The following is a 22,520-nucleotide window of genomic DNA, read 5'->3' on the forward strand; positions in this document are numbered from 1 at the left end:
GAATATCAGGAACATTGAAGACAGCTGGAGATGAGTTGGTTTAAAGTTATGTGCCTCGGCACAGGCATGATGATGAATCGAACACTTGGACAAACAGATACAGTTGGATACCTTTACAATGCAGATGGTAGTCAAATTACAGCAGATAACAATGGTGGTTCAGGTCATAATTTTTAATCATAAAGTGTAGTAGCTGGGTATATTATGTGAGGTAAGACACGAATCTCTTCAGGGGTGGTGCGTGTTGGTTGAATAAGTAACCAGATCTGATCATGGCAGTTGATGTATGCAGCAACAGCCATCAACCGTGAGTACAACACTGGGACGATGTGTGTGGGGATAACAGTGCTAGGGTGGGTGGTAGGAACATTGATTGTTCCTTCAACCTGGACCGACAGACACCAGTTGGATACCTTTTAAATACAAACTGAGATCAAATTGCATTAGATGATAATGGTGGTTCTGGTAGTAACACTGGGAATTTCAAAGGTGACGCTGGAACGTGTTATGTAAGTGAAACTCCATGCTCTGCGACAACTGGTCCTTATTCACTGATATCTCGTTCTACCGCAGGTCAAACACAAGAGTATAGACAATTCTTTACATCACCCAGGGCTCCAGTAATATGGGACAGGCAGCAACAGGGCACAACATATAGGAAGATAATTGATCACTGTATTCCCAGAAAAAGACTTAACAGAAGAAGGAGCAACAAGCCTCTTCTCTTCTCTTCAGAAAACCTCAAGATGCTTTCGCGCAGCATACATCACATAGTGTTTACCATTTTGTTTATTACAGTCTGTTTATCTAAAGATATATGGTATTTGCTCGTCAATAAAAGTAACCTCGATTAAGGAAGATTTTTATAAAAGGTTATAGGATTATTACTATTTTTATGGCAACACAAGCATACACTATATATGCTACCAACGATCTTCATGGCAACAGTAGAAACACAACACCATCAACCCAAACAATTATAACACACAGGCGCATTGAAAGGACTGAGATGCGAACTACTTTAAGTGTTATCCCTCGTGGAGGGAGGAACACTGGTGGTTAAGACAGGAGCTTAACAGATACCAAAGGATACCTTTACACTGCAAGTGGTGGTCCAAATTGCATCTGATAACAGTGGCTTGGACACTATTTAAAAATGACAAAGGGTAAGAGTGGATTTTATACTACGTCGAAGTGAAACACCATCTTTTCATCAGTTAGCAACTATACTTATCTGATTACCTGGGATGACCGCGGCGGCCGGTGAAACGCAGCGGCGCGTAGCCCAGGCGGTATCTGCGGGCGTTGAGAGGACCAGTCTGGACTGCTTTGGTGTTGTCCTGGGTGGAGCGCTGATTGGTTGAGACGGCAGACCAGCAGATGCCGGGATGCTGCGGTCGGTGGTCAAATTGCATCTGATGATAGCAGTGGCTTTGGACACTAACTTTAAAGTGACAAAGGGTAAGGCCTGGAACGCCGTGAGTGAAACGCCGTAATACTTCGTCGGTTGGCAGCCTTGTGCTTGTATCGCAGTTTGCCCAACGACCATGGCGGCAGTGAAACACAGCAGCACCCATCAGCCCCAAACAGTATAACACACGGGGCGCATTGAAAGGGCCAGAGATGCCAGACTGCTTTAAGGTATCCTGTCGTGGAATGGAGCCACTGGTGGGTTAAGACAACGGGCTTAACAGATACTGGATACCTTTACTGCAGGTGGTGGTCAGAATTATCTGATGATAACAGTGGCGTTCTTTAAAATGACAAAGGGTAAAGGCGGAACATACTGCGTCAGGTGAAATGCCGTAATACTTCATCGGTTGGCAACTGCTGTATGGGTTTTCCCAACGACGCCAGCGGCAGTAGAAACACGTAACCTCCCATCAGCTGACAGTGCCAACACACGGGCGCATTGAAAGGAGCTAGAGATGCAGACTACTTTAAATTGTATCCCTCGTGGAGGAACACTGGTAGTTGAACAATAAAGGCAGATACCAGATGCCTTGCACTGCAGGTGGTGGATCGTGCATCTGGTAATGGCGTGAAACTTGGACACTGCTTTAAAATGACCAAAAGGGTGGGGCTGGAACATACTACGTCAGAGTGAAACACCGTGTACTTCATCAGTTGGCAACTAACATGCTTTGTCTGGTTTACGCAACGACCATGGCAGCAGTAGAAACACAGTAACATCTATTAAAACGGTATAACACACAGGCATTGAAGGGAGCTGGGATGCAGACACACTTTAAAATTGTTATCGTGGAGAGCACTGGTGGCAGGCAACAGATGCAAGGACCTTGCTGGTGGTGATCGGAAATTGCATCTGATGATAACAGTACTTGGACACTAACTGTGACCAAGGGTATTAAGAGGCTGGAACGTACTACGTCAGAGTGAGCACCGTGGTCTTCATCAGTTGGCAACTATATGCTTGTCTGAATTTATACCCAACGACCGTAGCAGCAGTGAGCACAGCAGCTCCATCAGCCCAAACGAAAGTATAACACGGGCGCATTAGAGCTAGAGATGCAGACTACTAAAATTATCCCCCTCGTGGAGAGAACACTGGTGGTTAAGACAACGGGCTTAACAGATACCAGAGATACCTTTTGCAGGTGATGATCGATAAATCTGATAATAGTGGCAGACACTAACTTAAAATGACAAGGGTAGGAGCTGGAACATACTACGTCAGTGGCTGTAATCTTCATCCCAGTTGGCAACTATATGCTTGTCACAGTTTACTGCCCGGCGACCGTGGCAGCAGTAGAAACGCAGTACCATCAGCCCAAACGGTAGCTTGCACGGGCGCATTGAAGAATAGAGATGCGAACCACTTTAGTGTTGTCGGAGGAGCACTTGGTGGTTAGACAACTTGAGGCTAACAGATACCAAAGATATTACTGCGGTGGTGGTCCGTGCATCTGATAACAGTGGCTTGGACACTAACTTTAAAATGACAAAGGGTAAGGCTGGAACATGCTACGTCCGTGAAACACCGTGACTATAGGCATTGACAGGATACCCCCACTGCCAATACCAAAGTGCCCAAATCAGTGTGCCAAGAAATGAGTAAGCCCAACCTGCAGGCAGTTCATTCTTGTATTCACCAATACCATCCCAATTTTCTTCAGCAAGTTCACCCTAGCATGTTATCCTCGTGGAGAACACGGTACTGTTGTATCTTGTGGTCACAGAAAAAACCTCTTCCTTCAAGAAAACCTAAGGCCTCTTGTGGCGATTGTATAGTCATAAGATTATTGACTCTTTATATGTTAAATAGCCTTTTGTTGGATAAAGTGTATTGTAATGACAATATAAATAGAATCAATTAAAGGAATTTTGTGAAAAGAGCATAGGATTATCATTTCTTGTAGCAATGGTATCTGCAAGCATATTCAGTTCTTTCAAATATCTACACATGCATTTGGTGGTAAATGTTGAAGGTGTGCACAAGAACAAACTTGTAATAATGGCTCAAATAAAATCAGTTATTGACAATGACAAACTTGATACACTAGAAGCCCTTTGACCAATCAATGTTTAACTGCTCACCCATCATTTAAGAGTGGGGTAAAAATAATTAATACTCAATGTCAGAAGATAGTCAAGCCTGACTTTTGTTTATAGCAGTAATACCAAGATTTTTATATCCTGCTGCAGTGTCTGAGAAAGCAAAAATGAATCTTACTTTGGATAGTTGTGAGTGAGCTAAAAGTCAGATTTGATGTGCAGCCAATTAGATACTCTGAGGAGGGTGGTCAAGCCTTTTAAAAGTACGGAGTAAGATATTGAGAAGGCGCATCTAACCTGAAGGTAGTGATACCTCCAAAAAATTGCAGGGCTTGATAAAAAGTATCACGAATGAAGTATCTAAGTTAAAGATAGTATTTCCAAAATTTATAGAGTCTGGCAAGGTATTTCGAAAAACTTCCTGACTGAAAGACGTGTCTCAAAAACTCATAGTCAATAAAGATTAAAGACAAAGTTTCTAAATGAAGATAATATCTCAAAGCTTATAAAATCACAATAAAAAGACATTGAAGACAAGTTTCTAGGCTGAAGGTAGATCATCTCAAAATTTGTAAGAGTTTGATAAAAAGATGAGTATCTAGCACAGAGACAATGCAGGTAGTGTCAGTATGATTTTGAAAAACTCCGTACAAGTAAAATAACTTCAGATCTAAATCACTCCAAAATTGCTCTAAAGATTTCCCATTACCAATCTTCAACTCTTTTGGTTTGCCATATTTAACTTTTAGGTGTGACCTTTGTCTATGCTAAATAATGGGGTTCTATCTAAGGTATGTAGGTGATTAACAATAAAAATAAAAAATCAACGAAGGAGGATTTTCATTGAAAAATATAATAGGATTATTACTATTTTAGCAACAACAGTATGTGTCTTTTGCTACGGATGACCATGAAACGATAGGGCATCATAGCACCATCAATCAAAACAGTACAACACGAAGTCGTATTAATACGAAGGAGATATAGTGCTGGGTCAAATACCTAGGCAGGAACACTGGTTTTTTGTACCTTCTTTTGCTAGATACAGTTGGATACCTTTACAATGCAAGTAGTGGTCAAATTGCATTGAGTAGGTATCATGGTCAGGTTGGCGTAATTTTAAATCAGAAAGAACAGCTGGAACATATTAGCAAAAGTTAGAGACTTTCTTGGTATATGTTGGTTCTTATACGCTTGTTTGTGATTGCAGCTGATAACCATGGTGATAATTACATGGTACAGTGACAATCATCAGCCCAAACAGTACAACCTGGAGTGCGTGATAAGTCTATAAGATTGAGGTAGAGACAGAGATTATTGCAAAATCCAATCCCTCATGCAGGCACATTAACTCTTTACACAATTGGATCCAGCAGATACGAATACGTATCTTTATGATGCAAATAGTTTATACAAGCGAGCAAGTAGCAATAAGAGTATGAAAGTAACAGCTGGAACATATTTTGTCAATCAGTGGGCAATTCTGTTGAGATAGCAGAGCAGTATGCCACTTATCTCGTTTGCACCTTGCTAAGCTAAGCAGTGTACAAGATGAGGTGTAACTCAGGACTTTGAAATGACTGCAGAATCAATCCTAGTGCAGGCACATTGACCTTTGTATGGATCAGTAGTTACCTATGGATACCTTCTAGATGCAAATGGTGAACCTCAGATGGTTCATGGAATAACTTTAGAATTTCCAAGAGTATTATCCTTTGTTATATCATGTGAGAAGTTGAAGCACTGTAATCCTCTTGAGACAGGTTCTTATTCAACAGTGTCTCAGTTACCTTAAACAGATTTTAGAAATTTTATAATACATAATTATAATATCTACATGTGCATTTGGTAGTAGATGCATCACACTGTATTGGAACTATGCAAAAAACAAACTTGTAATGCTTCAATTACAGCAAAGTGGGTATAGTAACAATCACGTAAAAACCTTCGACCAATAAATGTTTAACTGGTTACATATATCATGCGACAAGAATAAGGTATACTCCGTGTAGCGCGCAACCCAGCACAACTATTTTCTTATATTAGGGCAACCGACAGTTTGTATACCTACTTCTAATAAGGTGTTTAGATGTTCTTGGAGGAAATGAGAACCAGATCTTATTTTATAGCGTTATACCATGGTGGCCTCAGTGTAATTTTATACAGTCCAATGCAGATAACTCTGCTGTGTGCATGGTAACAATAACATCAACCTTATCGATAAATAGCACAGCATTGGGAGACATTTAGAGCAGATGGGGATGAAGGTGCTTTAAAGTTGCAATCCTAGTGGAGGAGGAACACTGGTTGTACCTTACATTGGATCAGCAAATACATGGATATCTTTATAGTGCAGGCTTGGTGAGCAAGTGCGGTGGTGTTGATGGTGGTTCCAGGTTTAACTTTGGGGTACAAAAGTGTATCGGCTGGGGCTGTTGCCCAGTAAAGCGATTCTTCTGCACCATCGACTGGTATCTGGCTGTCGGTTACGCAGCCAGGCAAGATCCAGCGCAGGACTCTGGATCAGCTTTGAGTGACTCTAGTGATGACCATGGTAATATTATACATCAGCAACACCCTGTCAACACAAACAGTACAGCATCAGAAGTATTGGAAACAGGTGGGGACAATGATTGTTTTAAAATTACAGTCCTAGTGGAGGAGGAACGCTGGTTATGTAACACGACTGGATCAATAGGTATATGGACGTCTTTGTGCAGAGTATTCAATTGCAGTGAATGATGGTGGCTCAGGCACTAACTAGAATCTTAAAAGTGTAACTTGTGGCACATATTATGTAAAAGTAGACACTTTTATTCTTCATTGGCAATGTTGTACTTGTTTCTCAGTTTACACCTGGCCGACACAGGGTTTCTAGAACCAATACCAGCGGTGACCATGGTAACAATGGCATCAACAGTAAGTCCAACTAGTACAACATGAGGTCACCTGTGTAGCCGAGACAGTGATTACTTCAAAGTTGAAATTCCTGGTGGAGGAAGAACATTGGTTATAAACTACAGCCGAGATCAACTTAGTACATACGGATACCTTTTACGTACGAGAGTGAACAAATTGCATCAATATTATGGTCATTCTTTGAAAATCTCTACAAGGTAACGCTGGAATATTATATAAAAGTAGAGGCTATATTTCCAGAAACTATTTTCACTTGTTTCTCAGTTTTGATAGTCAGTAACTTGGCTTTATAGCATAAAGAATATTTCTACAGCACCTCAATAGAGGGTGCTGTAAGTACTTTATATTCTTAAATAAAGACTCGGCAGTAAATCATGAAAATATGAGATATATTTTGCCTAAGTTGATGAGCAGGTAAAGCAAGGACTGATTATAATTATCACATTCGAGATAGGTTTTCATAAGGAAACTGGTAGTAATTGTTTATAGTTTGTTGTATTAAGATTTTGGTGATAATTAAAAGTGAAATGCTTGTGGCATGGCAGAGAGGAAGGATTCCGAACCACTCTGAAGGGCTTACCTACCGAAGGTTCCAGTCGTGCTGCTTCGACAATAGTACCTCTCTGAAAAAAAACCTCTTTCCGGATAACTTTGCAGCACATGAGAGAGGCCTTTGCTACGTTCCGTCTGACCAATTCCCCTTCGGTCTCATTGCCACAGTACTGAGGCGGAAGCAATTATGGCAAGTGTAACAACTGGTAGTAATGTTTGTCCCTCTGAAATAAAGTCACAAAGGGTGATTGACAGTGTCGTACATCTTGTAAGTCATGCCTTCACCTCTAATGCGGTGTCCAAGGTGTCCACTACAGTTTACACAGACGATCTCGTTCGTCGACCATCTGCATCAGGAACCTCTTTGACTACTCCCTCTATGGCATCATCAAAACTTGGTAAAGCCAGTACTGAGTCAGGGTAGCATTTGAGGAAAATGGCGGTGTGTTACATTGCCGACATAAATAGATGCCTTCTTCTTTATGGTCCCAGAACTTTCAGTAAACTTAGTGTTTTGTGCCTTTGTGTAAAATGATATATTTTCTTCTTCGGTTGTGTGTTGTAAGCCATGGTATACTCCTTATGGTTTTATTTTGAGTCTTTGGCAGTAGCATATATATGTTGTAGAAGTATGAAAGAGGCAGAGAGCACGCTGCTCCTTTTCTGTATGTCACTGTGCCACTCGCGAAGGTAGGCTAAAGTTTATCTTTCTATATTAAGGTATAGCTATTGGCGATGGTGATAATGGTAACTCTGGGAGATGGCATATTTTGAAGATACCAAATTTTATGTTGCGCCTTGACTAAAAGTTTCCTCACTCTCAAAATTTGGGGATATTAGGTTCATTCTCTTCGGTGATATAGCCATGCATACTAGTGTCTTAAAAAGTAATATAATGCTTAATAGGGTTAGGGCGATCATGGTATCGGTAGGTATAAAGGTTGTCAGCAGTGAGATACTTTACAAAGCAAGTCATACATGACCATCTTTTTCACTACGCTGATAGCATTATTGATAAATAGATTAGCCCCTCCTCTTGAAAGCGTTTTATGGCACTATAGATTAAATCTTTATTGATTTAATTGCTGGAACATCCACGGGTGCAATTATTGCTGGGTTGTTAGCCCAAGGAGTAAGTGCGGTTGAGGTTTGTGAGATGTATAAAAAAGAGATACCAATGATTTTTGGAAAAAACATGAGAAGGAATTTCCCTTTCAATATTTTCCCTTTTTCGCTTTTTGTTTCAAAATATAAATCAACCAATCTTGAAGCAATGGCTAAAAAATACTTTGGAGATAGCACATTTGAAGATGTCAAAACCGATTTGATAGTGACATCTGTTGATATTGCCAAGATGTCATTGCGACTTTACAAGACAGATCGTTTACAGCAACATACTGGACAAAAAGGTGTACTGCTTGCAAATGCCCTTTTGGCTTCAATTGCTGCACCTACATACTTTAAGGTTGATAGGGGTCCCAAGCATTCAGATTACTTGGTTGATGGAGGTATTGCTGCCAACAACCCATCACTGGTTGCAGTTATTGACGCATTACAACTTGAAAATAAAAAAGATAAAGGTAAAAAACCCGCCTCTATATCGGACATAGTCTTATTGTCAATGGGTACTGGAAAGGTTGATGCATTGCCATATGACTTAAAACCGCTAACAGATTCAACGATTGATTGGATCATTGAGTCACACCTGTCTTTGATACCACCTAGGTTTCATACAGCAACACCACTGATTGATATTCTCTTTGAAACACATGCAAAACTTGTAGAAGATCAAGTTAGATTTTTGTTTAGTACCCATAATCATAAAGAAGGATTTATGAGAATAAACCCTTTACTAAAAAGTGCAATCAAATTAGATGATGTGAGTAAACTCGAGACATTGCGTAAATTGGCCAAGTTAGACAAAGAGCAAATAAGCTGGATAGAAAAACACCTTTAAAAGTTATTTGCCGTTTTGTTTGTGTTACAATAGTCTGTTTTATCTAAGGGGTGTATTGTATTTACCAATCAATACAAAATGAAAAATCAATCAATTAAGGAGAATTTTGATGAAAAAGGTTATAGGACTGTTGTTGTTGCAACAACAGTATGTGTCTTTACTTTACCGATATTGTGGTGACGTTGGGGATGGCAGCACTCATCAATCAACAGTACAACACGGGGCGCATTAACTGGTGGGATGTGGGTTTTTTAAGTCAATCCCTCGTGCGGGAACGCTAACTATAGGCACAACCAGTCCAACAAATACATACAGGTCTCTTTTGCTTCAGAGGGTGGATACATTGTAATAATGGTGGCTTAAGTAATAACTTTAGAATCTCAAGAGGTGTAACAGCTGGAATATATTATATAAGGGGTTAGGCACCTTTTTTTGCCTTGACGGAGACAGGTACCTTATTCACTTGTATCTCAGTTTACATCGACAAACAAGAAGGTTTCCAACAATACAAGCACAAACCACGGATATCTACACGTGCATTTGGTGGGATGCATCACAAAGTTGGAAACATATGCTAAAGAGCAAACCTGTAATTCAAACACACCCAGCAGAACTTGGGTATAGTAATCAATCGCCTCAAAACCTCTTCTCAAAACCCTTCAAGCAATCAATGTTAACAGTTCCAATCACATGACAATGATCAAAAATAGTATTTGCTCCGTGCCAAGACGATAACCAGGCAAAACTTTCTTATCATATTGATACACACAAGTTTGTCCAGCACTGTCTTTTCCTAATAAGTGTTTAGATGTTCATGGGAAACAGAACAGACCTTATTTTATGGAGTTGTCTGGGTGTTGAGTCGGCTTAACAATTTATATACAACTGAAGAAAAACAGTCCAATACAGATGATTCTGCATCGCAAGAGACCTATTAATACAGAATCTGGTATCTACACATGCCATTTGGTGGAGGATGTATCCCACAAGGTTGGAACTATGCAAGACGACATGTTACTAAAATGATAATCAGTCATTAACCTATACTTCCAAACAGGGCACTAAGAGACCCTGCAACAAACAATAAGTGTTTAACTGCCCAATCATATAATAATGGGTCAAAAAATATTATATGCTCAGTGTCAAAATAATTTGGGAGCAAATATTCTCTTATCTTGAAAACAAAACGGTTTTTGTGCTTCTCATAAATGTTTAGATATTCATGGAGAGCAAAACGAATCTTATTTATGGCGTTGTCATGATGGCACCAACCCAAAAATTTTATGTATATCTTACAAGACAGGTGGTTCTGATGATCCCATGGTAATAATGAGTAGACAGTTACTCATTCTAATATTACAACATCAAGGAAGTATTAGACTAAGCTGGAATGAATTGGTTTTTAATTGTAATCTCGTTCAGGAAGGTGTTAGCAATACAACTGGATTGCTGAATACATGGATGCCTTTTGGCGCCAGAGGGTTCATTCACTCTTGTTGGTGATGATAACAATTGGATTAAATCGTAACTTGAATTCTCACTGCAAAATGTAACAGCTGGGTTATATTATCAAAGTGGACATGCAGTTTTCTTCAGGACTTAGTCGCTATTCCTTGTTATAAGCTTTATATTATAAGTTCTGATAATCATTGATATTAGTAGAGAATACTGTATTACTGAAGTCGAAACAGTACAACATCAGGAAATATTAAATTACCTGGAGATAGCAATTACTATAAAATCGTAATCCCTAGTGCAGGAAAATTGACTATTTATACAACTGGGTCAACAGATACATTGGGATATTTTTTAAATGCAAGTGGTGGCCGTATTGCATTGGATGATGATGCTGGTTCATATTCTAACTTTAACATTGAAGAGCGTGTAACAGCTGGAACATATTATGTAAAAGTACAACACAATTCTTCTGGGGGAACAGGTCGTTATACACTTGTTGTAAACTTTACACTACAACGTTCTGATGATCATGGCAATAGTATGAATGCAGCAACAACCACAAGGCTGAACGGTAGAATATCAGGAAGCATTGAAGTCGCTGGAGATGAGGATTGGTTTAAAGTTGTAATGCCTCGTACAGGCATATTGATGATCCAGACACTTGGACAAACAGATACAGTTGGATACCTTTACAATGCAGATGGTAGTCAAATTGCAGCAGATAACAATGGTGGTTCAGGTCATAATTTTTTAATCATAAGAAGTGTAGCGGCTGGAACATATTATGTGAGAGTAAAACACCCTTCTTCTTCGGGAATTGGTACGTATTGGTTAGATATAAGCCTTGAATCTGATCATGGCGGTTACGTGTATACAGCAACAGCCATCAACCCAAATAGTACAACACCAGGACGTCTTCAAATAGCCAGGGATAACGATTACTTTAGAATTGGAATCCCTAGTACAGGAACATTGGTTGTTCATACAACTGGACCAACAGATACAGTTGGATACCTTTTAAATGCAAACTGGGATCAAATTGCATTAGATGATAATGGTGGTTCAGGCCGTAACTTTAGAATTTCAAAAAGGGTGACAGCTGGAACGTATTATGTAAAAGTGAAACTCCATTCTTCTGCGGCAACTGGTCCTTATTCACTGATATCTCGTTTTACACCTACCCAAGCAGGTCAAACACAAGGTATAGACAATTCTACATCACGGGGTTCTATATCACGAGGCTCCAGTAATATGGGACTGGTAGGCAGCAACAGGGCACAACATATAGGAAGATAATTGATTGTTTAGCATACTAGAATAAGGCACAGAAGACTAAGAGACAGTCAAACAATATCTTCTTATCTTCGAAAACCTCAAAGATACTTTCTTTCACCTTTAACATGTCGCACCTGTATTTTACTATTTTGTTTATTGTTACAATAGTCTGTTTTATCCCCAAGATATATGGTATTTGCTCATCAATAAAGTAACAATCAATTAAGGAGATTTTATAAAAGGTTATAGGATTATTACTATTTTTATATGACCTAGCATACACTTTATGAAGTATCTTATGTAATACTGCACCCAACGACCATGGCAACAGTGAAACTTACAACATACCCATCAACCCAAAACAGTACCTTTGAGGCACGTGTTAGAAAGGCTACGAGATGCAGACTATTTAAAATTGTTATCCCTCATTGGAGGAACACTATTAGTTAAGACAACGGGCTGTAACAGATACCAAAGTTACCTTTACACTGCAGGTGGTGGTCAGTGCATCTGATGATAACAGTGGCTTGGACACTAACTTTAAAATGACAAAGAACAAGGGCTGGAACATACCCGTCAGGTGAAACACCGTGTACTTCATCAGTTGGCAACTATATGTAACATTGTCACAGTTTTACACCTTAACATGCTGCCCAGCAGTAGAACACAGCAACACCCATCAACCCAAACTATATTATATAATGTGACTAGTGCCTGGGCTGTATTGAAGAAGGGCTGAGATGCAGACTACTTTAAGGTGTTGATCCCTCGTGGAGGTACTGATGGATCAGACAACGGGCTAACAGATACCAAAGGATACCTTTACTACAGTGGTGGTCAAGTGCATCGACAGTGGCTTGGATACTAACTTTAAAATGACAAAGGAGTAGGGCTGGAACATACTACGTCAGAGTGATACCGTGTACTTCATCAGTTGGCAACTATATGCTTGTGTCACAGTTTACCAGCGCAGGCCACAAGCGCCTTAACAAGTGAAACACAGCAACATCAACCCAAACAGTATAACACGGGCGTATTGAAAGACTGAGTCTGAGACCACTTTAAAATTGTTGTCCCTCGTGGAGGGCCACTAAGTGTGAATTCAGAACAACAGACAGCAAGATGCCAAAGGATACCTTTACACTGCAGATGGTGGTCAATTATCTAGTGATAATGTGGTAAACTATGGACACTAACTTTAAAAAATGACAAGGGTAAGGCTGGTTTATGCCAATCAGGTGAAACACCATAATACTTCATCCAGTTGTAGCGACTATGTGCTTGTATCACAGTTTACTACCCTGACGACCTACCATGGCAGCAGTGCGGCACTGGCAGCTTGCCATCAGCCCAAACCTTGTGTGGTATAACACGGGCGTATTGAAGGCTGGAAGATGCAGACTGCTTTAAGGTGGTGACATTTGCCTGTGAAATCCCTCGTGGAGGGGAGCTTTGGTGCAGTTGGTTAAGGCTTGGAGGGAGGCTTAAAGGCATGAATTGTCTGAAGAAAGGATACACTACACCTGCCTGCAGGTATTTGGTGATCTTACTTGCCCGGAAATTGCATCTGATGATAAACAGCGCGGTGGCTTGGGTTGTTGAGTGATGGGGTTGTTTGCGCTGCTGTGTTTCTACTACTGTACCATGTCGTGAGTGGCTGTGATACAACACTATGAATATTGCCTCAACTGCTATTGATCTCTATTCAGCCCAAGAAAGTATCCTCATATCATTTGATCTTTCCTCTAACCTCATCTCTGTCTCAACATGGCTTGAATAACTAAGCAGTAATAGCAGGCAATATAATACCAGTATTTTCATATATATATCTATTGTGTGACCTTCTGAAGGATCTGGTGTTTGCATTTTCCTTTCTCCTGACGTTTATGTTCCAACAACCCTTCACTGCCCACACTAATCTAATTTTAAAGGAACGAACATCGACGCCTGTGTATGACTACTCACGATACTGGTATTGTTGTTCACCACCTACGTGAAATACTATCGCACTATTAATTATTGACATCTGTTAAGCCCCGTTGTGCTAACCTGATGTTCCCTCCACGGCCAGCATGAGAGACTCCGCCCCTCATTTAAGCGGAGTGCCATCTCGGCCCACTCAGCTACGCCCGTAACAATGTTATACTGTTGGAATTTGATAGTGACACTGTGTTTCCTACTAGTATCAGTGTCGTGTCCCAGGAGAGTAGCATAGATACTTCACGCCTTCAGAGTGTACTTGTATTGCTATAAAAATGTAACTAATCCTATAACCTGCCTTTTATAAAGAAATCCCTTGTGGTGATTGTTGCATTATTTATTTTGCATTTTTTTTTTTTTTTTTTTTATTATTGTTGATGAGCAGGGAAAATTTGTACATTGCTGTTACTTGCTGCCGGCATGCTATGTAATAATAATGTCTTTACAGATGTCTGAACATGAACTATTGTAACACAAATAAAGAGAGAGAAGGAAGGAAGAAATGTGGTAGAAACACTATGCGATGATGTGCAATCTCTGCACTAAAAGTGTGAAAGTACTGAGGTTTCTGAAGGAGGGGGCTTGTTGCCTCTTCTTCTGGTAAAGATGCCTTTTCTCCCTTCTACTTTAGTTCCCACTCTCCCACCATGTTCTCACGACCACAAACAATCAATTATCTTCCTATATGTTGTGCCCTGTTGCTGCCTACCAGTCCCATATTACTGGAGCCTCGTGATATAGAACCCCGTGATGTAGAATTGTCTATACCTTGTGTTTGACCTGCTTGGGTAGGTGTAAAACGAGATATCAGTGAATAAGGACCAGTTGCCGCAGAAGAATGGAGTTTCACTTTTACATAATACGTTCCAGCTGTCACCCTTTTTGAAATTCTAAAGTTACGGCCTGAACCACCATTATCATCTAATGCAATTTGATCCCAGTTTGCATTTAAAAGGTATCCAACTGTATCTGTTGGTCCAGTTGTATGAACAACCAATGTTCCTGTACTAGGGATTCCAATTCTAAAGTAATCGTTATCCCTGGCTATTTGAAGACGTCCTGGTGTTGTACTATTTGGGTTGATGGCTGTTGCTGTATACACGTAACCGCCATGATCAGATTCAAGGCTTATATCTAACCAATACGTACCAATTCCCGAAGAAGAAGGGTGTTTTACTCTCACATAATATGTTCCAGCCGCTACACTTCTTATGATTAAAAAATTATGACCTGAACCACCATTGTTATCTGCTGCAATTTGACTACCATCTGCATTGTAAAGGTATCCAACTGTATCTGTTTGTCCAAGTGTCTGGATCATCAATATGCCTGTACGAGGCATTACAACTTTAAACCAATCCTCATCTCCAGCGACTTCAATGCTTCCTGATATTCTACCGTTCAGCCTTGTGGTTGTTGCTGCATTCATACTATTGCCATGATCATCAGAACGTTGTAGTGTAAAGTTTACAACAAGTGTATAACGACCTGTTCCCCCAGAAGAATTGTGTTGTACTTTTACATAATATGTTCCAGCTGTTACACGCTCTTCAATGTTAAAGTTAGAATATGAACCAGCATCATCATCCAATGCAATACGGCCACCACTTGCATTTAAAAAATATCCCAATGTATCTGTTGACCCAGTTGTATAAATAGTCAATTTTCCTGCACTAGGGATTACGATTTTATAGTAATTGCTATCTCCAGGTAATTTAATATTTCCTGATGTTGTACTGTTTCGACTTATAGAAATATTACTGTAATCTCTACTATCGTGCGTTATCAGAACTTAGTAGTATAAAGAGTTTACAACAAGCGAATAGCGACCAAGTCCCGAAAAACTTGTGATGTCTCCTTTGTTGTAATATGTTTCTTCAATTTTTGTTTGTGAAAATTTAAATTACATTAATCACGCTATCCTATAACAAGTGGGACGAACCCTCTGCACGTAAAGGTATCGTATGGCTACAATCTTGCTGAACGAGGTTGTTTAAACCGTCTTCGTCTCCAGCTAGTTCAATACTTTCTGGTGTTTGTACTATGGTTTTACAACTGTTTTCTCTATCATTACCACGCAGTCATCAGAACCACCTGTTAGGCGATGGTATATAAAATTTTGGTTTGAGCCTTACCATGACAACGCCATAAATAAAGATCTAATTTTGTACTCACCAGAATATCCTAGCATTTATAGAAACCTTACTAAACTAACCATTTTTGTTTTCTAAGATAAGAATATTTTGTTCCTTATTTTCTTGACTGCTGAGCATATATTATTTTGATATTATTATATGATTGGGCGGTTAAACGCCTTATTGCTTGCAGGGTGCTGGTGCTTACGAGTATAGGTTGTGACTGATTATCATTTGAAGTACTACATTCGTCTTTTGCTACAGTCTCCAACCTTTGTGTTGTCCTCCATAAATACATGTGTGAATACTGTGATTTTCAACGATAATAGGTCTTTGCGATACAGAACTATCTGTGACCCCAGGCTGTTTTGTGAGGCTGTATATAAAGTGATGGTTGATTTAACCCTGTGATCCATCGAAATAGAGTCTGTTCTGTTCCATGAACAATCTTCTTATTAAGAAAAAGACAAAATATGGACTCAAACTTGTGTGGCTTATCCTTTATGATGAAAAGTTTTGCTCTTGGTTATCGTCTTGGCACGAGTATACTATTTTGACCCATTGTCGTAATGAACCGTTAAGCATTGATTGCTTGAAGAATTTGAGCGAGGGTTTTTGAGACGGTGATACTATGCCAAGTTCTGCTGTGTGTTGAATCATTACAGGTTTGTCTTTTAACATAGTTAAACCAATCTTCATCTCCAGCTGTTTCAATACTTCCTGATGTTGTGCTGTTTGGATTGATGGGTGTTGCTGTACTTCTAGTGTTGGCATGATCATCAGGCAAAAAATGAGACACAAGCATATAAGAACCAGTTCTCGTAGCACTACTGTGTTTCACTTTCACATAATAGGTTCCAGCCGCTGTGATGAGCTTTGAGATTTTAAAGTTCTGACCTAAACCACCAGCATTATCATTGAATGCAATCTGGCGACCATTTGCATCTAAAAGAGTTCCGTATGTATCTGTTACACCTGTTGTCTCTACAACCAATGTTCCTCTACTGGGGATGTGGATTTTAAAGAAATCTTTATCATTAGCTACTTCGATGTTCCCCTGTGTTGTGCTGTTTGGATTGATGGGTGTTGCTGTACTTATAGTATCGGGACGATTATTCGGTGTAAAATGAGACACAAACGCATAAGAACCAATTCCTGTAGAACTATGGTGTTTCACTCTTACATAATATACTCCAGCCATGAACATCTAAACATTTATGAGAAGCAATATGTAAAAACCGTTTTGTTTTATCAAGATAAGAGAATATTTGTTCTGCACTATTTGGTTGACACCGAGTATATGTTATTTTTGATCCATTACTATATGATTGGGCAGTTAAACACTTATTGGTTGAAGGGTCTCTTAGTGACCTGTTTGAAGTATAGATCAATAACTGATTTGCACTTGAAGCATTACACGTTCGTTTTTTAGCATAGTCCCCAACGTTGGTGATGCATCCCCCACCAAATGCACGTGTAGATACTGGAGAAGCATATGTTTGTGTTACTATAAAAAACAGCAACAATCCTATAACCTTTTTCATCAAAATCCCCCTTACTTAATTAATTTTATGATTAGTACTGTTATTACAATACACCCTTAGATAAACATACCATTGTACCACAAGCAAAACGGCAATAATCTTAGGGATGCATATGACTGTCTCTTAGCTTCTGTGCCTTATTCTAGTATGCTAAACAATCAATTATCTTCCTATATGTTGTGCCCTGTTGCTGCCTACCAGTCCCATATTACTGGAGCCTCGTGATATAGAACCCCGTGATGTAGAATTGTCTATACCTTGTGTTTGACCTGCTTGGGTAGGTGTAAAACGAGATATCAGTGAATAAGGACCAGTTGCCGCAGAAGAATGGAGTTTCACTTTTACATAATACGTTCCAGCTGTCACCCTTTTTGAAATTCTAAAGTTACGGCCTGAACCACCATTATCATCTAATGCAATTTGATCCCAGTTTGCATTTAAAAGGTATCCAACTGTATCTGTTGGTCCAGTTGTATGAACAACCAATGTTCCTGTACTAGGGATTCCAATTCTAAAGTAATCGTTATCCCTGGCTATTTGAAGACGTCCTGGTGTTGTACTATTTGGGTTGATGGCTGTTGCTGTATACACGTAACCGCCATGATCAGATTCAAGGCTTATATCTAACCAATACGTACCAATTCCCGAAGAAGAAGGGTGTTTTACTCTCACATAATATGTTCCAGCCGCTACACTTCTTATGATTAAAAAATTATGACCTGAACCACCATTGTTATCTGCTGCAATTTGACTACCATCTGCATTGTAAAGGTATCCAACTGTATCTGTTTGTCCAAGTGTCTGGATCATCAATATGCCTGTACGAGGCATTACAACTTTAAACCAATCCTCATCTCCAGCGACTTCAATGCTTCCTGATATTCTACCGTTCAGCCTTGTGGTTGTTGCTGCATTCATACTATTGCCATGATCATCAGAACGTTGTAGTGTAAAGTTTACAACAAGTGTATAACGACCTGTTCCCCCAGAAGAATTGTGTTGTACTTTTACATAATATGTTCCAGCTGTTACACGCTCTTCAATGTTAAAGTTAGAATATGAACCAGCATCATCATCCAATGCAATACGGCCACCACTTGCATTTAAAAAATATCCCAATGTATCTGTTGACCCAGTTGTATAAATAGTCAATTTTCCTGCACTAGGGATTACGATTTTATAGTAATTGCTATCTCCAGGTAATTTAATATTTCCTGATGTTGTACTGTTTCGACTTATAGGTGTTGCTGTATAGGCATCATATCCATAATCACTAGGTATAAAATGAGACACAAGTGCATAACTGCCAGTCCCGAAGAAAAACTGTGATGTCTCACTTTGACATAATATGTTCCAGCTGTTACATTTTGTGAGAATTTAAAGTTACGATTTAATCCACTATTATCATCACCAACAAGAGTGAATGAACCCTGTGCGCCAAAAAGGCATCCGTATGTATCTGTTAATCCAGTTGTATTTACAATTAATCTTCCCGAACGAGGGATTACAATTTTAAACCAATCTTCATCTCCAGCTAGTTCAATACTTCCTGATGTTGTACTATTTGGTTTTACAATTGTTGCTCTACTTCTATCATTACCATGATCATCAGAACCACCTGTTCTAGGCGATGGTATATAAAATTTTTGATTGATGCCACCATGACAACGCCATAAAATAAGATCTGTTCTGTTTCCCCCATGAACATCTAAACATTTATGAGAAGCAATATGTAAAAACCGTTTTGTTTTATCAAGATAAGAGAATATTTGTTCTGCACTATTTGGTTGACACCGAGTATATGTTATTTTTGATCCATTACTATATGATTGGGCAGTTAAACACTTATTGGTTGAAGGGTCTCTTAGTGACCTGTTTGAAGTATAGATCAATAACTGATTTGCACTTGAAGCATTACACGTTCGTTTTTTAGCATAGTCCCCAACGTTGGTGATGCATCCCCCACCAAATGCACGTGTAGATACTGGAGAGAGATGTATAAAAAAGAGATACCAATGATTTTGGAAAAACATGAGAAGGAATTTCCCTTCAATATTTTCTCCTTTTTCGCTTTTGTTTCAAAATATAAATCAACCAATCTTGAAGCAATGGCTAAAAAAATACTTTGGAGATAGCAATACTTGGAAGATGTCAAAAACCGATTTGATAGTGACATCTGTTGATATTGCCAAGATGTCACAGGACTTTTACAAGACAGACGTTTACAGCAAACATAATTGACAAAAGGTGTACTCGCTTGCAAATGCCCTTTGGTTTCAATTGCTGCACCTACATACCTTTAAGGTTGATAGGGTCCCAAGCATCTGTGATTTTCTGGTTGATGGAGGTATTATGCCAACAATCCATCACTGGACAGGTGCTGCTGACGCATTACAACTCTTGAAAATAAAAAAGATAAAGGTAAAACCCGCCTCTATATCGGACATAGTCTTATTGTCACCGGGTACTGGAAAGGTTGATGCATTGCCATAATTTAAAACCAATAACAGATTCAACGATTGATTTCAATATTGGAGTCACGGACTTGTCTTTGATACCACCGGCCACAGCAACACCACTGATTGATATTCTCTTTGAAACATTACGCAAACTTGTAGAAGATCGTTGATTTTGTTTAGTACTCCATAATCATAAAGAAGGATTTGGTATATCAAACCCTTTATTAAAAGTAATCAAATTAGATGATGTGAGTAAACTCGAGACATTGCGTAAATTGGTTGTTAGACACAAAGAGCAAGCTTGGATATGGAAAACACCTTTAAAAGTTATTTGCTGCCGAGCCGAGCATAATAAACGTTTATCTTAAGGTGTATTAGATGTCCTATAACCTTTTTCATCAAAATTCTCCTTAATTGATTGATTTTTCATTTTGTATTGATTGGTAAATACAATACACCCCTTAGATAAAACAGACTATTGTAACACAAACAAAACGGCAAATAACTTTTAAAGGTGTTTTTCTATCCAGCTTATTTGCTCTTTGTCTAACTTGGCCAATTTACGCAATGTCTCGAGTTTACTCACATCATCTAATTTGATTGCACTTTTTAGTAAAGGGTTTATTCTCATAAATCCTTCTTTATGATTATGGGTACTAAACAAAAATCTAACTTGATCTTCTACAAGTTTTGCATGTGTTTCAAAGAGAATATCAATCAGTGGTGTTGCTGTATGAAACCTAGGTGGTATCAAAGACAGGTGTGACTCAATGATCCAATCAATCGTTGAATCTGTTAGCGGTTTTAAGTCATATGGCAATGCATCAACCTTTCCAGTACCCATTGACAATAAGACTATGTCCGATATAGAGGCGGGTTTTTTACCTTTATCTTTTTTATTTTCAAGTTGTAATGCGTCAATAACTGCAACCAGTGATGGGTTGTTGGCAGCAATACCTCCATCAACCAAGTAATCTGAATGCTTGGGACCCCTATCAACCTTAAAGTATGTAGGTGCAGCAATTGAAGCCAAAAGGGCATTTGCAAGCAGTACACCTTTTTGTCCAGTATGTTGCTGTAAACGATCTGTCTTGTAAAGTCGCAATGACATCTTGGCAATATCAACAGATGTCACTATCAAATCGGTTTTGACATCTTCAAATGTGCTATCTCCAAAGTATTTTTTAGCCATTGCTTCAAGATTGGTTGATTTATATTTTGAAACAAAAAGCGAAAAAGGGAAAATATTGAAAGGGAAATTCCTTCTCATGTTTTTTCCAAAAATCATTGGTATCTCTTTTTTATACATCTCACAAACCTCAACCGCACTTACTCCTTGGGCTAACAACCCAGCAATAATTGCACCCGTGGATGTTCCAGCAATTAAATCAAGCCCTACCAAAAGGAGAACCCCATCATGCGAAGTGACGAAATTAAAAAAGGGCACAGCCGTGCACCACACCGAAGCCTACTCCGTGCAACAGGATTGAAAGATAAAGATTTTGATAAACCCTTCATCGGAGTAGCAAACTCTTTCATTGAACTGATTCCAGGACACTATTTTCTCAACAAAGTAGGAGAGATCATCAAAGAGGAGATTAGAGCCAATGGATGTGTTCCATTTGAGTTTAACACCATTGGGGTAGATGATGGCATTGCCATGGGGCATGATGGCATGCTCTACTCACTACCAAGCCGTGAGGTTATTGCCAACTCCATTGAAACAGTCATGAATGCACACAAGCTCGATGCGATGATTGCAATACCAAACTGTGACAAGATTGTCCCAGGGATGATCATGGGCGCACTACGTGTCAATGTACCAACAGTCTTTGTCTCAGGTGGACCAATGGCAGCTGGGCACAAAGCAGATGGCACACCCATCGACCTTGCAACGGCATTTGAAGCAGTTGGACAATTTGAAGCAGGCGAGATAGATGAGGCAGAGCTTACAGACATTGAGTGTAACGCCTGCCCAAGTGGTGGCTCTTGTTCGGGAATGTTTACTGCCAACTCCATGAATACGCTTATGGAGGCCATGGGTATTGCACTTTCGGGTAACGGTACCATCCTTGCCTTGACACCAGAACGAGAAGAGCTTTACAGAAAAGCTGCTAGACGCATTTGTGAGATTGCCAAGGCAGACACTGCAACACATGAGAAATTTAAACTACGCAATATTGTAAATGACAATGCTGTACGCAATGCATTTGCTGTTGACATGGCAATGGGCGGAAGCTCCAACACTGTACTTCACATGCTTGCCATTGCCAAAGAGGCGGAGGTAGACTTTAATCTTAAAGATATCAATGCTATCTCCAAACGTGTATCGCATATTGCCAAAATCTCTCCCTCTTTGACAACAATACACATGGAAGATATCAACAAGGCTGGTGGCGTCAATGCGGTTATGCATGAAATGAGTAAACGCGGGGATGACATTCTGCTTGATAACCTAACCATTACTGGCGAGAGCATTCTTGAGCGTATCAAAGATACCAATATTCTTGATACAAACATCATCCACACTATTGACAATCCCTATTCTGGTATTTGTTGGTCCCTAGGTTATCTTCATCAAGGTGTGTATTTGTTTGATACTACCAGAAAAATTACAAATTGGGTTCTTAAAAATTGAGACAGGATTTTACCAAAGGTTTTATTTTATTATCTTCAAGAGCCCTCTATTGGGTGCATCCTTAGTAGAGTTCCACATACCATCAGG

General features: G+C 39.4%; 12 protein-coding genes and 2 pseudogenes. 7 read left to right on the top strand and 7 right to left on the bottom strand.

What is annotated here, in order from left to right:
* The first annotated feature begins 30 nt into the window (after nucleotides 1-30).
* Both LGB01_00350 and LGB01_00355 read left to right on the top strand, forming a co-directional pair.
* The gene (locus tag LGB01_00350) at nucleotides 31-177 is read left to right on the top strand and encodes a hypothetical protein (protein ID MCB4752677.1); all 147 of its coding nucleotides are present in this window, start codon (nucleotides 31-33) and stop codon (nucleotides 175-177) included.
* Between the two features lie 2,486 nt (nucleotides 178-2,663).
* Nucleotides 2,664-2,873, top strand: a complete 210-nt coding sequence (locus LGB01_00355) for a hypothetical protein (GenBank protein ID MCB4752678.1) — start codon at nucleotides 2,664-2,666, stop codon at nucleotides 2,871-2,873.
* 133 nt (nucleotides 2,874-3,006) lie between these two features.
* Here LGB01_00355 and LGB01_00360 read toward each other — a convergent pair.
* Nucleotides 3,007-3,147 (bottom strand): annotated as a pseudogene (locus LGB01_00360) (cytochrome C oxidase subunit III).
* A 4,027-nt stretch (nucleotides 3,148-7,174) separates the two neighbouring features.
* Here LGB01_00360 and LGB01_00365 point away from each other — a divergent pair.
* The 3 genes from LGB01_00365 (at nucleotide 7,175) to LGB01_00375 (ending at nucleotide 11,698) form a co-directional block, all read left to right on the top strand.
* Nucleotides 7,175-7,411, top strand: coding sequence for a hypothetical protein (locus tag LGB01_00365; GenBank protein ID MCB4752679.1), 237 nt, complete (start codon nucleotides 7,175-7,177; stop codon nucleotides 7,409-7,411).
* Nucleotides 7,412-8,068: 657 nt separating this feature from the next.
* Nucleotides 8,069-8,944, top strand: a complete 876-nt coding sequence (locus LGB01_00370; protein MCB4752680.1) for a patatin-like phospholipase family protein — start codon at nucleotides 8,069-8,071, stop codon at nucleotides 8,942-8,944.
* A 1,707-nt stretch (nucleotides 8,945-10,651) separates the two neighbouring features.
* Complete coding sequence (locus LGB01_00375) at nucleotides 10,652-11,698, top strand: PPC domain-containing protein (GenBank protein MCB4752681.1); 1,047 nt, start codon at nucleotides 10,652-10,654, stop codon at nucleotides 11,696-11,698.
* 2,632 nt (nucleotides 11,699-14,330) lie between these two features.
* On the opposite strand, the gene LGB01_00380 is transcribed toward LGB01_00375, so the two are convergent.
* The 5 genes from LGB01_00380 to LGB01_00400 all read right to left on the bottom strand — a co-directional run bounded on the left by LGB01_00380 (nucleotide 14,331) and on the right by LGB01_00400 (nucleotide 19,369).
* Nucleotides 14,331-15,377, bottom strand: a complete 1,047-nt coding sequence (locus LGB01_00380; protein MCB4752682.1) for a PPC domain-containing protein — start codon at nucleotides 15,375-15,377, stop codon at nucleotides 14,331-14,333.
* Nucleotides 15,378-16,369: 992 nt separating this feature from the next.
* Nucleotides 16,370-16,969 carry a PPC domain-containing protein gene (locus LGB01_00385; protein ID MCB4752683.1) on the bottom strand — a complete coding sequence of 200 codons (600 nt, stop codon included), beginning with the start codon at nucleotides 16,967-16,969 and terminating at the stop codon, nucleotides 16,370-16,372.
* Nucleotides 16,956-17,336 carry an RICIN domain-containing protein gene (locus LGB01_00390; GenBank protein ID MCB4752684.1) on the bottom strand — a complete coding sequence of 127 codons (381 nt, stop codon included), beginning with the start codon at nucleotides 17,334-17,336 and terminating at the stop codon, nucleotides 16,956-16,958. Before LGB01_00390 ends, LGB01_00385 begins: the two co-directional genes overlap by 14 nt.
* A gap of 162 nt (nucleotides 17,337-17,498) precedes the next feature.
* On the bottom strand, nucleotides 17,499-18,629 hold the full coding sequence (locus tag LGB01_00395) for a PPC domain-containing protein (protein MCB4752685.1): 1,131 nt from the start codon (nucleotides 18,627-18,629) through the stop codon (nucleotides 17,499-17,501).
* Nucleotides 18,572-19,369, bottom strand: coding sequence for an RICIN domain-containing protein (locus tag LGB01_00400; protein MCB4752686.1), 798 nt, complete (start codon nucleotides 19,367-19,369; stop codon nucleotides 18,572-18,574). Before LGB01_00400 ends, LGB01_00395 begins: the two co-directional genes overlap by 58 nt.
* Nucleotides 19,370-19,688: 319 nt before the next feature.
* On the opposite strand from LGB01_00400, the gene LGB01_00405 reads away from it, so the two are divergent.
* Complete coding sequence (locus LGB01_00405) at nucleotides 19,689-19,829, top strand: hypothetical protein (protein MCB4752687.1); 141 nt, start codon at nucleotides 19,689-19,691, stop codon at nucleotides 19,827-19,829.
* A gap of 474 nt (nucleotides 19,830-20,303) precedes the next feature.
* Here LGB01_00405 and LGB01_00410 read toward each other — a convergent pair whose 3' ends face one another.
* Entirely contained in the window at nucleotides 20,304-21,197 is an 894-nt protein-coding gene (locus LGB01_00410; protein ID MCB4752688.1) for a patatin-like phospholipase family protein, read from the bottom strand.
* A 15-nt stretch (nucleotides 21,198-21,212) separates the two neighbouring features.
* On the opposite strand from LGB01_00410, the pseudogene LGB01_00415 reads away from it, so the two are divergent.
* Nucleotides 21,213-22,343, top strand: a pseudogene (locus tag LGB01_00415) (dihydroxy-acid dehydratase).
* Nucleotides 22,344-22,520: the final 177 nt, after the last annotated feature.

This window comes from Sulfurovum sp., assembly GCA_020525365.1.
In the GTDB taxonomy this organism is placed as follows: domain Bacteria; phylum Campylobacterota; class Campylobacteria; order Campylobacterales; family Sulfurovaceae; genus Sulfurovum.

What these genes read in the sequence shown, in the direction of transcription:
- LGB01_00390 (MCB4752684.1), bottom strand. Translation starts at nt 17,336, where the DNA reads ATGAAAAAGGTTATAGGATTGTTGCTGTTTTTTATAGTAACACAAACA.
- LGB01_00355 (MCB4752678.1), top strand. Translation starts at nt 2,664, where the DNA reads ATGACAAGGGTAGGAGCTGGAACATACTACGTCAGTGGCTGTAATCTT.
- LGB01_00400 (MCB4752686.1), bottom strand. Translation starts at nt 19,369, where the DNA reads ATGTTTTTCCAAAATCATTGGTATCTCTTTTTTATACATCTCTCTCCA.
- LGB01_00350 (MCB4752677.1), top strand. Translation starts at nt 31, where the DNA reads ATGAGTTGGTTTAAAGTTATGTGCCTCGGCACAGGCATGATGATGAAT.
- LGB01_00365 (MCB4752679.1), top strand. Translation starts at nt 7,175, where the DNA reads ATGGCAAGTGTAACAACTGGTAGTAATGTTTGTCCCTCTGAAATAAAG.
- LGB01_00405 (MCB4752687.1), top strand. Translation starts at nt 19,689, where the DNA reads ATGCCAACAATCCATCACTGGACAGGTGCTGCTGACGCATTACAACTC.